The following is a 14,428-nucleotide window of genomic DNA, read 5'->3' as shown; positions in this document are numbered from 1 at the left end:
CCGTCTTCATCTGGCCGTTCTAGCGGAAAATCTTCCGTCGCTCTATCTGGATTTCCGACGGATCAGGCCTGCGAGCACGACCGCGACGAGGGCGACGGCCAGGCCATACCATGTAATGACATATTGCATGTGATTGTTGGGCAGGTCGATCTGGGTCACGCCGCCTTTGGGCAGATCACCCGCGACCGGCGTTGCATCGGCATCGAGAAAGAAGGGCAGCACACGATCGGCCGGCAGATCCACGGAGGCGGCCATGCGGCTCAGATCCTTCCAGTAGAAGATGTTCGCCGTCTCGTCGTTGTCGGGTACGAGCGAAGAGGGCTTTTCGGTGAGTTCTGCGCGGGCAAGGCCCGTCACCGTCTGCTCACCGTCAACGAGGCTCTCCGGACGGGTTGCGGGATCCTTCCGGTCATAGGGGACGAAGCCCCTGTTGACGAAAAGGTATCGCCCGTCGGCAAGCGCGAGCGGGGTGTAGAGGTAAAAGCCTGACTGGCCCTGGAAGGTTGCAAGGAAGTGGCGTTCCTTGTCGTTCAGGTAGCGTCCGTTGGCCGTGGCACGGCGATAATCGACAGCTTCGTCTGATGTCAGCAGGCGTTCCAGTTCGACGACATTAACGGGAGCGGCGGTGCTGCGTTGCTGGATATCGGCCAGCAGCGCTTCCTTCCAGTGCAGCCGGTTGACCTGCCAGGTGCCAAGCGAAAGCAGGATGACGAGCGCCACCGGCACCAGAACCAGGGCGAGCCAGAAACGCCAGGTTCGGCGCCCCTGGTGATCTGCCTCGTTCAGCCGAGTATCAGCCACGATCGATCACCCCTTGCGAGGCGTTGTGCTTGTACTGCAGGGCGATGAGCAACGCCTTCAGGAAGCGCATGAGCCAGAGGGTGAGCGCCACGCCGAGCGGGGCAAAGACGAGGATGTGCAGCCACATCGAAGGCTGATAGGTCAATTCTACCCAGACCGCGAAGCCGACCACCAGGAGATCGGCGAGCAGGATGACGAAGATTGCCGGACCATCGCCGGAGTCGATCCAGGAGAGATCGAGGCCGCAGGAATTGCAGCGGGTCCTCGGCTTACTGAAGCCATCGAAAAGCTTGCCATTGCCGCAGCGGGGGCACGACGCCGTCAGCGCCGCCTTGACCGGATCCACCGGCGGAAATTTCGCGTTGTCTTCGGTCATCAGCGCTCTCCTTGATGCTGCTACGTGTCCCCGGCCAACCCTTAGAGCAAGCAGTGGTTCCCGACGAGTGCCGGATCGTCGCACGGGCCGAAAACACGAAGGGCGGCTTTCGCCGCCCTTCTGATACTCTCGTCACCCGGATCAATGGGCGAGCGGTGCACCCCAGTCGCCCCAGATGTAGATGGCGAAGAAGAGGAACAGCCAGACGACGTCGACGAAGTGCCAGTACCACGCGGCAGCTTCGAAGCCGAAATGCTGCTGCGGCGTGAAGTGGCCGGCAAGCGCCCGAAACAGGCAGACGATCAGGAAGATCGTACCGACCAGAACGTGGAAGCCGTGGAAGCCGGTCGCCATGAAGAAGGTCGCGCCGTAGATCGAATTCGTGAAGTCGAACGGCGAAACGGCATACTCGTAAGCCTGCACGAAGGAGAACAGCACGCCGAGCAGCACGGTCAGCAAAAGCCCGTAGACGAGGCCCTTACGGTCGTTGTGCAGCATGGCGTGGTGCGCCCAGGTCACGCAAGTGCCCGAGAGCAGCAAGATGACGGTGTTGTAGAGCGGCAGGTGCCAGGGATCGACGACTTCGATACCAACAGGAGGCCACTGGCCGCCCGTGAACTCGACGCGGCTCGCCTGGATCGCTTCGTTGGCGAAGAGGCTGGCGTCGAAGAAGGCCCAGAACCAGGCCACGAAGAACATCACTTCAGAGGCGATGAACATGATCATGCCGTAGCGCAGGTGCAGCGAGACGACGCGGGTGTGATGACCTTCGTGGGCTTCCTTGATGGTGTCTGCCCACCAGGCGAACATGGTGAAAAGCACGATCGCAAGGCCGATGTAGAAGAGCCACGGATTGGCCCAATCCACGCCGAACAGGTTCAGCGAACCGCCATTAAGGTAGCGCATATAGCCGACGCCACCGAAGGTGAGGACGAAGGCACCGATCGAGGCCAGAAGCGGCCAGGGGCTCGGATCGATGATGTGGTAGTCGTGGTTCTTCTGGTGCGCTTCGGCCATTTCAGCAATCCCCGAATGTCAATTTCATTACGAGTTCCGGCGAACCGGAGCCCTCTCACAGTTTCGGCTGTTCCTTGCCCTCACCAACCGACAGTGCGGCCACCGGCTTCTGATCATTGCGCGGATAGAAGGTGTAGGACAGGGTAATCGTTCCGATGCCCTTTGTCTCATCCGCCTCTACGATGGCGGGGTCGACGAAGAAGACGACCGGCATTTCCAGTGTCTCGCCCGGCTGCAACGTGGTCTCAGTGAAGCAGAAGCACTGGACCTTGTTGAAGTAGGCACCGGCTTCGCCGGGGGTGACGTTGAAGACCGCCTCACCGGTGACAGGATGGGGCGAATTGTTTGTTGCGGTGTAGGTGATCTGAACGGTCTCGCCGATCTTCGGCGTCACCTTCTTGTCGACAGCCTTGAAATCCCAGTTCAGGCCGGACGCTGCATTGGCGTCGAAGGTTACGTTGATCGTGCGATCCAGGACCACATTTGACGCCTGCTCCACCCGCTGGGTCGTGCCGCCATAGCCGGTCACCTGGCAGAAGAGCTGATAGAGCGGAACGGCCGCATAGGCCATGCCCACCATTCCGCCGACGAAGACGACACAGGCGGTCGCTACGCCGACATTGCGGCGGTTCGAAACCTTGATGTTCTCGTTCGATACAGTCACGGTGCGAAGCCTCTTTAACCCACGTTGCCGATCTTGATGATGGTCACGACGTAGAAGATGACCACCAGAGCTGCGAGCACCACGCCGAGCGCGATGTTGCGGCCACGGCGGGACTTCCTCTGCTTGTCGTTGAGTTCGACGGTTTCCATCAGGCGGCACCTCCAAGGCTTGCCGCAAAGAGCGCGACGTAAAAGTCGATCATCAGGGCCGAGAAGATCGCGAAGAGATAGAAGATCGAATAGGCGAACAGCTTCTTGGCCGCCACCATTTTTTCGTCGCCGTCGGCCATGCGCCAGACGGCGATGGAACAGTGCACGAAGATGGCGCCAAGAAGGGCTGCGACAATGCCGTAACCGATTGAAGACAGGCCGGTGAAGGTCGGCAGCACGCCGGTGACGGCCGTGAGTACGGCGTAGACCGCGATCTGACGCTTTGTCGAAGGAATGCCTGCGACGTTCGGCATCATCGGCACGCCGACATCGCCGTAGTCCTTCATCTTGAACAGGGCAAGCGCCCAGAAATGCGCCGGCGTCCAGAGGAAGATGATCATGAAGAGGATGAAGCTGTCGAGCGACACACCACCCGTCACGCAGGCCCAGCCGACCATGGGCGGAAAGGCGCCGGCCGCACCGCCAATGACAATATTCTGCGGGGTCGAGCGCTTCAGCCACATCGTATAGACGACGGCGTAGAAGAAGATGGTGAAGGCGAGCAGGAAGGCGGCAAACCAGTTCACGGCAAGGCCGAGCACGCCGACCGAAAACACCGAGAGGACGAGGCCGAAGGCAAGCGCCTCCTCCGGCGTGACGCGACCGGCGGGCACCGGACGGGTCGCCGTGCGGCTCATGATGGCGTCGATGTCGGCATCGTACCACATGTTCAGCGCGCCGGATGCGCCGGCGCCGACGGCGATGCAGAGGATCGCAATGAAACCGATGACCGGATTGATGGAGCCGGGGGCGAGCACGAGGCCGGCCAGTGCCGTGAAGACGACGAGCGACATGACCCGCGGCTTCAGGAGCGCGAAGAAATCGCGCGGGCCAGCTTCGGACAGGCGAACCTCGCCTTCGATGCCGAATACGTCGCGATTGTCGATGACCGTCATGCTTTCGAATTCCGTCTTTCGTTTGGCTTTGCGGGCGCCGCGATCCCGAAGATCGCGACGCCCGTTATCGTTTTGCAGGTTACGCGCTGCTTACTTGATCTTCGGCAGCTGTTCCCACTGGTGGTATGGCGGAGGAGAAGACAGCTGCCATTCCAGCGTCGTTGCACCTTCACCCCAGGGGTTGTCGCCGGCGACGCGCTTCTTGGCGAAGGCTTCAAAGACGCCGTAGAGGAAGACGAGAACCGCAAAGGCCGAGATGTAGGAGCCGATCGACGAGACATAGTTCCAGCCGGCATAGGCATCCGGATAGTCGATGTAGCGGCGCGGCATGCCGGCGAGGCCGAGGAAGTGCTGCGGGAAGAACACCAGGTTGACGCCGATGAACATGACCCAGAAGTGAACGTGTCCAACGAACTCGTTGTACATGTAGCCGGTGATCTTCGGGAACCAGTAGTACCAGCCGGCGAAGATCGCGAAGACGGCGCCGAGCGACAGAACGTAGTGGAAGTGGGCCACGACGTAATAGGTGTCATGCAGCGAACGGTCGAGGCCGGCATTGGCGAGCTGGACGCCCGTGACGCCACCGACGGTGAACAGGAAGATGAAGCCGATCGCCCAGACCATAGGGGTCTTGAAGGTTAGCGAACCGCCCCACATCGTTGCAATCCACGAGAAGATCTTGATGCCGGTCGGCACCGCGATGACCATGGTTGCGAAGAGGAAGTAGCGCTGCGCCTGGAGCGACAGACCAACCGTGTACATGTGGTGTGCCCACACAACGAAGCCGACGGCGCCGATGCCGACCATGGCGTAGGCCATGCCGAGGTAACCGAAGACAGGCTTCTTCGAGAAGGTCGAGATGATGTGGCTGACAATGCCGAAACCGGGCAGGATCAGGATATAGACTTCCGGGTGACCGAAGAACCAGAACAGGTGCTGGTAGAGAACCGGGTCACCGCCGCCTTCCGGCGAGAAGAATGTCGTGCCGAAGTTACGGTCGGTGAGCAGCATGGTGATGCCACCTGCGAGAACAGGCAAGGACAGCAGCAGCAGGAAGGCGGTGACCAGAACGGCCCAGGCAAAGAGCGGCATCTTGTGCAGCGTCATGCCCGGAGCGCGCATGTTCAGGATCGTGGTGATGAAGTTGATCGCACCGAGGATCGACGACGCACCGGAAACGTGGAGCGCAAAGATCGCAAGGTCAACCGCCGGACCGGGCTGACCCGAGGTCGCCAGCGGCGGATAGAGCGTCCAGCCGCCACCGACGCCGTAACCACCGGCAGGGCCTTCGACGAACATCGAGAGCACGAGCAAGAGGAAGGCCGGGACGATCAGCCAAAACGAGATGTTGTTGAGGCGCGGGAAGGCCATGTCCGGAGCACCGATCATGATCGGGATCATCCAGTTGGCGAAGCCACCGATCAGCGCTGGCATGACCATGAAGAAGATCATGATCAGGGCGTGCGCCGTCGTGAAGACGTTGTACATGTGCTTGCCGCCGTCGATGGCAGCATCACCTTCGAAGCCGTAGACCATCGAGGCCAGACCGTGGAAGATCTGGATGCCAGGGTCCTGGAGCTCCATTCGCATGGCAACCGAGAGGGCGGCACCGATGATACCCGCAACGATCGCGAAGATCAGGTAGAGGGTACCGATGTCCTTGTGGTTGGTCGACAGAAACCAGCGAGCGAAGAAGCCCGGCTTATGGTCGTGATGTGCGTGTTCGTCGTGGGCAACAGAGCCAGCCATTGACCTCACTCCTCTCAGTTCGTTGTGTTTTCGGCAGTCTGGACGGCGGCAGCGCCGTCTACAGCAGCCATGAGAGCGCGATTGGCGCCCGACAGATCCGAGGTCGCAGCCTCAAGCCAGGTCGCATACTGCTCGTCGGTGACGACGCGGATGGCGATCGGCATGTAGGCGTGGTCCTTGCCACACAGCTCCGAACACTGGCCGTAGTACAGACCTTCACGATCAGCGCGGAACCAGGTTTCGTTCAGGCGGCCCGGGATGGCGTCGATCTTGATGCCGAAGGCCGGCATTGCGAAAGCGTGGATAACGTCGGTCGGGGCAGCCGTGACCAGCAGACGCACGGTCTTGCCGACGGGAACGACGACTTCATTGTCGACGGCCAGAAGGCGCGGATAACGCGCAACGTCTTCCTTGCCGGCGTCGACGCGGTCGGTTTCCTTCAGCATGTAGCTGTCGAAGGACACGGCCTGCTCGCCCTCGTATTCGTAGGACCAGAGCCACTGGGTGGCGGTCGCCTTGATGGTGATGTCGGGGTTTTCCGGCATCTTCAACTGGTAGGTCAGCAGATTGAAGGACGGGATCGCAATCGCGAAGAGAATGAGGACCGGAGCAACCGTCCAGACGATCTCGATCGCCGTGTTGTGGCTCGTCTTCGACGGCACCGGATTGGCGGCGGCGCGGAACTTAACGACCACGAGGATCAGGAGGATCAGAACAAAGATGGTGATCGGAACGATGAACCACAGTGTGTACTGCTCGAACCAGCTGTTGAACTCCATGATGGAGGTGGCTGGTTCCTGCATACCCATCTGCCAGGGCTTCGGCTGATCGGCGAAGCCTACAGAAGCGAAAAGCAGACAGGCCAAGGCGGCCAAGGCTGCATAGGTTCTCTTCATCACGGTTTGGTCTCCCACAAGCGCTTGATCCACATCAAACCATAGCGCAAAAATCATGCTAGTGTCGCCGTTTCAAATCACAGATTGGCCGCAATCGCAATACGCCCGCGCGAAAGGCGGTGCGGCATTTTTGCGCTTCATCAAATAGATGAGCCTTGCATTCACAGGCTTTCTTCAGATCGCGCCGAAAAGGGCTCGTGATTGCGCTCGCATCGCAAACCGGCAGTCCCAATTATGCCGCACTCGACCTTAAAACAGGGGTCGGGGCTTCCATTTGTGGACCCTCGCGACAAGAATGTCGTCAATGATTCGTTTTCCAGAGGTTTTCATGGGTCTGCCTAGACTTGCCTGGTCGAGCCTGACCGCGAGCGCCGTGCTGGTGGCAGCGCTCGCCACCCCGGCGCTGAGCCAGCAACCGCAACAACAGCCGGGCTCGATCCGTTCCAACCATGGCGCCTGGTCTGTCATCTGCGACAAGCCGGCCGGCGCTTCGGAAGAACAATGTGCGCTGATGCAGAACGTCATTGCGGAAGACCGGCCGGAAGTCGGCCTCTCCGTTGTCGTCCTGAAGACGGCTGATCGCCAGGCCCGCATCCTGCGCATTCTCGCACCGCTCGGCGTTCTCCTGAAGGACGGCATGGAGCTCTTCGTCGACGGCAACAATATCGGCCGCGCCTATTTCACACGCTGTTTCTCGGAAGGCTGCTATGTCGAAGTCGAGATCGACGAAGAGCTGATGAAGATCCTGCGCGCTGGCAAGGCCGCCGTCTTTGCACTGCGCGAATCGGCAGACCAGGACCGCGTCGGCATTCCGATCGAGCTTGCCGGGTTCAGCGAAGGCTATGACACGCTGCCGTAAGGGCGCGGTCGCCGGATCGTGATGACATTATAGACAGGGGCAAGTCCGGCGGACTTGCCCCTCTTTCGTTGCGCGCCTACATGCTGGAGGCAGCGCCCAAGGAGACATGCATGACCCAGGACCTTCTCTCCCTCTTCGATTGCGACGAAGCCACGCTAACGCGGCGCGTTGCGGATGCTCTCAAGGGCGCAGACGACGGTGAGCTGTTCGTCGAACATGCCCAGGCGGAATCGCTCACCTTCGACAATGGTCGCCTCAAGGGCGGCTCGTTCAATACCGACCAGGGTTTCGGCCTGCGCGCCGTCGCCGACGAAGCAGTGGGTTACGCCCATTCCGGCGAACTGTCTCTGGCCGCGCTTTCTCGCGCGGCGGACGCCGTCGGTGCGGTGACCCATGGCTATTCCGGCTCCTATGCGACGGCTCCACAGCGGACCAATGCCAAGCTCTATGGTGATGGCAACCCGATCGGCTCCCCGACCTTCGAGGAGAAGGTGAAGCTGCTCTCGGAGATCGATGCCTATCTGCGCGACAAGGACCCCAAGGTGCGGCAGGTGACGGCAACCGTCGGCGCAAGCTGGCAAGTGGTCGAGATCCTGCGTGCCGACGGCCACCGGGTGCGCGACATCCGCCCGATGACCCGCATCAACATTTCCGTCGTCACCGGACAGGGCGACCGGCAGGAAAGCGGCTCCTTCGGCACCGGCGGCCGCATGAGCTTCAACGAGTTCCTGACCGAGGAGAGCTGGCGCCGTGGTGCGGATGACGCATTGCGCCAAGCGCTGGTCAATCTCGAAGCGCAGGAAGCGCCGGCCGGCACCATGGACATCGTGCTTGGCAATGGCTGGCCGGGCGTCATGCTGCACGAAGCGGTCGGACATGGGCTGGAAGGTGACTTCAACCGCAAGAAAACCTCCGCCTTTGCCGGCCTGATGGGCGAGATGGTCGCGGCTCCCGGCGTCACCGTCGTCGATGACGGGACGATTAACGACCGGCGCGGATCCATCACCGTCGACGACGAGGGCACGCCTTCAGCCTATAACGTTCTGATCGAGAACGGCAAACTCGTTGGCTATATGCAGGACCGGCAAAACGCCCGCCTGATGGGTATGAAGGCGACCGGCAACGGTCGCCGCCAGGGTTATGCCCATCAGCCCATGCCGCGCATGACCAATACCTACATGCTCTCGGGCGACAAGACGCCGGAGGAGATCATCGCCTCGGTGAAAAAGGGCATCTATGCCGTCTCGTTCGGCGGCGGCCAGGTGGACATCACCTCGGGCAAGTTCGTCTTCGGCTGCACCGAGGCCTATCTGATCGAAAACGGCAAGATCGGCGCACCAGTCAAGGGCGCGATGCTGATCGGCAACGGGCCCGATGCGATGAAGCGCATCTCGATGATCGGCAACGACACCAAGCTCGACACGGGCATCGGCAATTGCGGAAAGGCCGGCCAGTGGGTACCCGTCGGCGTCGGTCAGCCGCACTTGCGGATGGACCAGATCACGGTGGGCGGGACAAAGGCTTGAGCGGCGTCATCCCTACCCCGCTGAAAAGGTAAGCACTTGACGCTTCCCCGTCCGCCCAAGGCCGTCGTCTTCGACATGGACGGCTTGCTGCTCGATACCGAGATCCACTACCGCGCCTCGGTGATTTCGGCGGCGCGCGAATGGGGCCTGCCGATCGACGAGCGCGTCTATGAGGGCATGATGGGCCAGCCCTGGGCTGGCATCGCGGCGCTCTTCAAGCGGAACTGGGGCACGGAGTTCGACGCGGATGGCTTCCGGGTTCTCTGGCTCGAGCATTTCCACACACTTCTGGAGAAAGATCTCAGGCTGAAGAGAGGCGTGGTCGAAATGCTCGACCTGCTGGATACGCTTGGCCTGCCGCGTGCCATCGCCACCTCCTCAGCGCATCACCAGGTTGAACATCATCTTGCGGGCTTCGACCTGCATCGACGCTTCGATGCGGTGGTCGCGCAAGGCGACTATGCCCGAGGCAAGCCGGCGCCGGATCCTTATCTGGTGGCTGCCGAACGGCTGGGCGTGGCGCCGCAGGATTGCCTGGCACTCGAGGACAGCCACAACGGCATCCGTTCTGCCCATGCTGCCGGGATGATGGCGGTGATGGTGCCGAACCTGCTGGCGCCGACTGAGGAGATCGAGGCACTCTGCGCGTTTGTGGCGCAGGATCTGACCGAGTGCATGCCGTTCTTTGCGGTGGTGGAGGTGGGGTAGCTCACTCGGCCTTCAGGAGGTCACGAATTCGCTGGCGTGCGGCATCAGCCAGAAATCCGGAGCGCGACTGATTGGCATGCTCGGCGGCGCGGTCAATTGCCTCGATCAGCGTCTCATCCATGGAGATGTTGATCCGCACGGATTTCCGGGGCAATTCGTAGCGCGCCAGAAACAGCACGCCTTTGGCCAGCCCCTCTTTGGCCTCCGGATCCGAGAGCAGCTCCTTGAGGCTTCTTCTGACCGGCAGCACTTCGCCGTCTTCCAGCATACCGGCGACATGAAAGGTCAAGACCTCGTCGGCCTTACGGATAGCCTCTTCCTCGCTATCGGCGCCCGTAGTGCAGCCAGGAAAATCGGGAAAAGAAATGCCGAAGACGCCGTTTTCTTCATGCATCACAGCATGTGCGAAAGGCATCGTCATTCCCCCTCGTGCCGGGCGCTACCACTCCCATCCAGCCTGCTTGAAGATGGATCGCAAGGTGCCGGTCGGGATTTCCCGGACGCCCATGTCCAAAGTAACTTTACCTGGCTTTTCCGTGTGGGCGTATTGAACATGATCACCCGGCCCTTTTCGCTTGATGGACCAGCCATCGGTGCGGAGCATACGGTCCACCTCTCTCGGTGTCAGCGGCGCATGTTTTGAACCCATGTCGCACCTTGTGTATTTATACACAAATCGACGCAGCTATCAAGTATCGCTGCCTGCTCGGCTACGTTAGCGCAAGCCGGAGGTTACGAAAGCTCTAGCATTCTAGGGTTTCCGAGCGGACAGTCATCCCCGCGCGGGCATCAGGACGCAGTCGTAGCGCTGGCGGACCAGCTTGTCGCAGGCCGCACGGGCCGCTTCCTTGGTCTCGAATCCGGTGAAACGGGCACGGTAGAAGGTGATGCCGTTGCGGCTGACCATTTCGGTATAGGTGTCGAGACCCTGAAGCGGGCCACCGACCTTCTGGCGGGCCTGGGACAGCAAGTCCATGGCTGCCTGGGCGGATGTCGCGGCGGCAATCTGGACCTGCCACCTGCGTTCGAAAGACGTCGAGGGCGTGCTGGCGGTCTGCTGCGGGTCGACGGCAGCAAAGCGGCTTGCCGGTGTCGCAACAAGGTCTGCGGTTCCAGCCTGTGACGATGGCGCATAAGCCGAGGCGGTGCCCGGCGTCGCGGTCCCTGTGGCTCCGGCGAGCCCCTGCACGGCGGCCAGCGCCGACTGGCGGGAAGCCGGAACCGGCACCTCGTCGCCGAGGCGGGCGAGATCCATCTGCACGCCGGTCGAACGGGAGACCAGAAGCTGTTGGCCGGTCGAGGCCTTCTTGATGTTGGCGTCGATCAAACGCTCCATGATCTTGTCGCGGCTGGCAGCCGTGCGGCCGCCCAAGACGACGCCGATGACGCGGCGACCATCATGCTCAACGGCACTGACCAGATTGAAGCCCGACGCATTTGTATAGCCGGTCTTGATCCCGTCCATGCCCTTGTAGCGATACATGAGGTTGTTGTGACCGTTGATCGTCTTGCCGCGGAACTTGAAGCTCTTGGTGGCGAAGAGCTCGTATTCCTTCGGGAAGTCGCGCATCAGGGCAACACCGAGGGTCGACATGTCGCGGGCGGTGGTAAACTGCTGCGCATGCGGCAGGCCGGATGCGTTGAAGAAGGTGGTGTTCATCATGCCGAGCGAGCGGGCCTTGCGCGTCATAAGAGCTGCAAAGCCCTCTTCACTGCCGCCGATCTTCTCGCCGATCGCCGCCGAGGCGTCATTGGCGGAGCGGATGATCATGGCGAGTACGGCTTCGCGGACGGTGATGCTGTCGCCTGCCTTGACGAAAAGTTTGGTCGGCGGGCGGGAGGCGGCGTGTTTCGAAAAGGGAACGGGGCTGTCCCAGCTGAGCTTGCCGGCCTTGATCGCGTCGAAGACCATGTAGACGGACATCATCTTGGTCAGCGACGCCGGGTGATTGAGCACGTCCGCGTTTTCGGAGGCGAGGACTTCGCCGGTCCGGGCATCGAGGAGAAGCTGGGCACTTCCTGCATGGGCAGTCGTCGAGAGGGTAAGGATCGCCACGCAAAACGAGAACGCGATCAACAACTTGCTCATGAAAACTCCAATGCCGCCCGGATTTCAATGATGACTGCGACTGGTTCGATTCGATCGATCCGCCGTCTTGAGGTTGAGCCCCTATGGCAAGAATGGGGCGACAATCAGCCGATCGGAATCAAATGCAACCATCGATCCACAGAAGGTCGCCCGATCATGGTCAACAGATGGTTAATCCAAAGGGCGAAAGCTGGCACCCTGTCCTCACGAACGATGACAAAAAAGCGATAGATACCGTTGAACCTCGCTTAAGGACTCCGGGCTAGCCTTGGCGGCATTGTGACAAAGTTGTTTTCAGGCAGGACTATGGCAGGACGGATCAAGCAGCAGATCAGGCGCGCGGCAATCACGGGGGGGCTGGAGGCGTCCTTTCTGTTGTCGCGACTCGGGCTGGCGGGGGGCCTGCGGGGCCGCGGGGTGATCTTCACGCTGCATCATGTCCGGCCGGCCGATGCCAGACCATTCCAGCCGAACCGGCATCTCGACATCACGCCCGACTTCCTCGACGCAGCGATCCGGACGCTCACCGCGCGTGGCTATCGCTTCCTCCGTCTGGACGAGGTGCCGGCGGTCCTTGCCGAACCCGAAGGCGGACAGCCCTTTGCCGTCTTCACCCTCGACGACGGGTTTCGCGACAATCGCGACCATGCCCTGCCGGTCTTCGAGCGTCACGGGGTCCCTTTCACCATCTTCGTCTGCAAGGGGCTTTCGGAGCGCAGCCACACGATGTGGTGGGATACGCTCGCGGCCCTGATCGCGGCGCGGCAGAGAGTGGCGCTCTGCCTGCCGGCAGGGCGGATCGACATCGACTGCAGCTCGACGGCCGCCAAGTGTGCCGCATTCGCCGCCGCCGCGCGCCTGCTGATGGCGGGGGACGAAGCGAAGGGAGTGGCGCAACTCGATGCGGCGGCGAATGCTGCCGGTATCAACCCGCATGCGCTGGTTTCCGAAACTGTCATGGATCGGGAGGAGCTGGCCGCCCTCGCCAAGAACCCTCTCGTCTCCTACGGCGCGCATACCGTGAGCCATCGCGGTCTCGCCGATCTCAACGACGAGGCCTTGTTGCAGGAGTATAACGAGAGCGCCGAATATGTCGCAGGCATCAGCGGCACGCGGCCCGTCACCTTCGCCTATCCTTACGGCGATGCGCGGAGCGCCACTGTCCGGACGGCAGGCTATGCCGACTGGGCGGGCTTCAAGCTGTCAGTGACCACACGGCCGGGCACATTGACGCCGGCCTCGATGGCGAGCCCGCAGCTTCTGCCGCGGATCTCGCTCAACGGGCTCTATCAGAAGCCGCGCTATGTCGAGGCGCTGGCGTCGGGGCTGCCGTCGAAGCTTGTCGGCGGGTGAGCCCCTCCCCCCTGATCAGGGATACATCCGGACCTTCGACCAGCCGTCGCCTTCCGCGTCGCGGCGGAACTCGATGCGGTCGTGCAGCCGGAACTTGCGATCGTGCCAAAATTCGATCGAGCGCGGGATGATGCGGAAGCCCGACCAATGGGGCGGACGGGGCACGTTTCCGAGCGCATATTTCGCGGTGTATTCGGCAACCGCCTTCTCCAGAGCAAAGCGACCTTCAAGCGGACGGGACTGCTTCGAAGCCCAGGCACCGATCCGACTGCCAAGCGGCCTGGACTGGTAATATTCGTCGGCTTCCTCGTCGGAAACCACCTCGACTTCGCCCCTCAGGCGGATCTGGCGGCGCAGCGATTTCCAATGAAAACACATTGCCGCCTTTTTCTGGCCGAGAATTTCCTGTCCCTTCTGGCTCTCGAAATTCGTGTAGAAAACGAAACCCCTGACGTCGAAACCCTTGAGCAGCACCATACGGACATTTGGCAGACCATCCGCATCGACGGTGGCGAGCGCCACGGCATTGGGATCGTTGATCTCCGAGGCCTCGGCATCCTTCAGCCAGGTGGCGAAGAGCGCAAAGGGTTCGCTCTCTTCGGTGAAGTCACCAGTTGTTAACCCGATATCTGACATATTGTGTAAAATGCTCCCGATATGCATATTGGCCGTCGATGACGAAGCACTGGATCGCAGGCCCCTTGGCAGACATAGCAAAATCGGTCGAGCGGACAAAGGGTTGGTGCATGCGTAGAAGCTCTATCTTGCTTGTCATCTCTGCGACACTTCCGCTCAGCGGTTGCTTCGGCAGCAGCATGGACCTGTTCGGCTCCGATACGGTCGACAGTTCGATCTCCACGTCAACGGTCGTGAAGAGCGGCAATACCACCAGCCGTTCCGACGAGCTCACCGTGCAGAGCGCTGTCTCGTCAGCCGATCTCAGCAAGACCGAAGGCAAGCCCCTCCCCTGGGCGAATGCGACGACAGGCAGCGCCGGTGTCGTGACTGCCATCCAGGAAGAGAAAGGCGACGGCGTCATCTGCCGCAATTTCTCGACGACCCGACATTCCTATGAAGGCATTGCTTACTTTTCCGGCAAGACGTGCACGTCTGGTACCGGCAATTGGCAGCTGTTGAGCTTCGACCGCCAATCGTAAACGGCGGATCGATTTCGGTCGCATTCGAAAGAATTGCTTAAGCAAACCGGAAGAATGAGGTCGCGCTGCCGGCCGACAGCTAACCTTCGATTAGCATATGGCATGCAACGGTTCCGGAGACTGTAACG

17 protein-coding genes are annotated in these 14,428 nt (G+C 61.2%); 5 read left to right on the top strand and 12 right to left on the bottom strand.

Annotated elements, in window-relative coordinates; translation table 11 throughout:
* Positions 1–42: 42 nt before the first annotated feature.
* The 8 genes from BW978_RS05390 to coxB all read right to left on the bottom strand — a co-directional run bounded on the left by BW978_RS05390 (position 43) and on the right by coxB (position 6,611).
* Positions 43–786, bottom strand: coding sequence for an SURF1 family protein (locus tag BW978_RS05390; protein ID WP_076393243.1), 744 nt, complete (start codon positions 784–786; stop codon positions 43–45).
* Positions 787–793: 7 nt separating this feature from the next.
* Positions 794–1,177: a DUF983 domain-containing protein gene (locus tag BW978_RS05385; protein ID WP_076392853.1), complete on the bottom strand. Its 384-nt coding sequence runs from the start codon at positions 1,175–1,177 to the stop codon at positions 794–796.
* A 141-nt stretch (positions 1,178–1,318) separates the two neighbouring features.
* Positions 1,319–2,194, bottom strand: coding sequence for a cytochrome c oxidase subunit 3 (locus BW978_RS05380; RefSeq protein ID WP_076392851.1), 876 nt, complete (start codon positions 2,192–2,194; stop codon positions 1,319–1,321).
* 55 nt (positions 2,195–2,249) lie between these two features.
* A complete protein-coding gene (locus BW978_RS05375) occupies positions 2,250–2,837 on the bottom strand; it encodes a cytochrome c oxidase assembly protein (RefSeq protein WP_244551905.1) in 588 nt (195 codons plus the stop codon).
* A 35-nt stretch (positions 2,838–2,872) separates the two neighbouring features.
* Positions 2,873–3,007 (bottom strand): hypothetical protein, encoded by a 135-nt coding sequence (locus BW978_RS23885; RefSeq protein WP_139330322.1) that lies wholly within the window; start codon positions 3,005–3,007, stop codon positions 2,873–2,875.
* Complete coding sequence (locus BW978_RS05370) at positions 3,007–3,963, bottom strand: heme o synthase (RefSeq protein WP_076392847.1); 957 nt, start codon at positions 3,961–3,963, stop codon at positions 3,007–3,009. The genes BW978_RS23885 and BW978_RS05370 overlap by 1 nt, the downstream gene beginning before the upstream one ends.
* 90 nt (positions 3,964–4,053) lie before the next feature.
* A complete protein-coding gene (gene ctaD, locus BW978_RS05365) occupies positions 4,054–5,712 on the bottom strand; it encodes a cytochrome c oxidase subunit I (RefSeq protein WP_076392845.1) in 1,659 nt (552 codons plus the stop codon).
* A gap of 14 nt (positions 5,713–5,726) precedes the next feature.
* The gene (gene coxB / locus BW978_RS05360) at positions 5,727–6,611 is read right to left on the bottom strand and encodes a cytochrome c oxidase subunit II (protein WP_139330320.1); all 885 of its coding nucleotides are present in this window, start codon (positions 6,609–6,611) and stop codon (positions 5,727–5,729) included.
* Positions 6,612–6,936: 325 nt separating this feature from the next.
* Between coxB and BW978_RS05355 the strand changes: the two genes are divergently transcribed.
* From BW978_RS05355 to BW978_RS05345, 3 genes are all read left to right on the top strand, one after another.
* Complete coding sequence (locus tag BW978_RS05355) at positions 6,937–7,467, top strand: invasion associated locus B family protein (RefSeq protein WP_076393241.1); 531 nt, start codon at positions 6,937–6,939, stop codon at positions 7,465–7,467.
* A gap of 110 nt (positions 7,468–7,577) precedes the next feature.
* Positions 7,578–8,993 carry a metalloprotease TldD gene (gene tldD, locus BW978_RS05350; protein WP_076392841.1) on the top strand — a complete coding sequence of 472 codons (1,416 nt, stop codon included), beginning with the start codon at positions 7,578–7,580 and terminating at the stop codon, positions 8,991–8,993.
* A gap of 36 nt (positions 8,994–9,029) precedes the next feature.
* A complete protein-coding gene (locus BW978_RS05345) occupies positions 9,030–9,701 on the top strand; it encodes an HAD family hydrolase (RefSeq protein ID WP_076392839.1) in 672 nt (223 codons plus the stop codon).
* 1 nt (position 9,702) lies between these two features.
* On the opposite strand, the gene BW978_RS05340 is transcribed toward BW978_RS05345, so the two are convergent.
* The 3 genes from BW978_RS05340 to BW978_RS05330 all read right to left on the bottom strand — a co-directional run bounded on the left by BW978_RS05340 (position 9,703) and on the right by BW978_RS05330 (position 11,790).
* Complete coding sequence (locus BW978_RS05340; protein WP_348529156.1) at positions 9,703–10,122, bottom strand: type II toxin-antitoxin system HicB family antitoxin; 420 nt, start codon at positions 10,120–10,122, stop codon at positions 9,703–9,705.
* Between the two features lie 18 nt (positions 10,123–10,140).
* Positions 10,141–10,350, bottom strand: coding sequence for a type II toxin-antitoxin system HicA family toxin (locus BW978_RS05335; protein WP_076392837.1), 210 nt, complete (start codon positions 10,348–10,350; stop codon positions 10,141–10,143).
* Positions 10,351–10,473: 123 nt separating this feature from the next.
* Entirely contained in the window at positions 10,474–11,790 is a 1,317-nt protein-coding gene (locus BW978_RS05330) for a D-alanyl-D-alanine carboxypeptidase (RefSeq protein ID WP_076392835.1), read from the bottom strand.
* Between the two features lie 306 nt (positions 11,791–12,096).
* On the opposite strand from BW978_RS05330, the gene BW978_RS05325 reads away from it, so the two are divergent.
* Positions 12,097–13,143 (top strand): polysaccharide deacetylase family protein, encoded by a 1,047-nt coding sequence (locus BW978_RS05325; protein WP_076392833.1) that lies wholly within the window; start codon positions 12,097–12,099, stop codon positions 13,141–13,143.
* A 15-nt stretch (positions 13,144–13,158) separates the two neighbouring features.
* Here the strand turns inward: BW978_RS05325 and pdxH are convergent, their stop codons facing one another.
* A complete protein-coding gene (gene pdxH, locus BW978_RS05320; RefSeq protein ID WP_139330318.1) occupies positions 13,159–13,779 on the bottom strand; it encodes a pyridoxamine 5'-phosphate oxidase in 621 nt (206 codons plus the stop codon).
* 110 nt (positions 13,780–13,889) lie between these two features.
* Between pdxH and BW978_RS05315 the strand changes: the two genes are divergently transcribed.
* A complete protein-coding gene (locus BW978_RS05315; protein ID WP_083697484.1) occupies positions 13,890–14,300 on the top strand; it encodes an RT0821/Lpp0805 family surface protein in 411 nt (136 codons plus the stop codon).
* Positions 14,301–14,428 lie beyond the last annotated feature (128 nt).

This window comes from Rhizobium sp. RU33A (genome assembly GCF_900156055.1).
GTDB lineage: Bacteria > Pseudomonadota > Alphaproteobacteria > Rhizobiales > Rhizobiaceae > Allorhizobium.
Note: the sequence above shows the minus strand (reverse complement) of the source record. Positions and strands in the feature narration are given on the sequence as shown.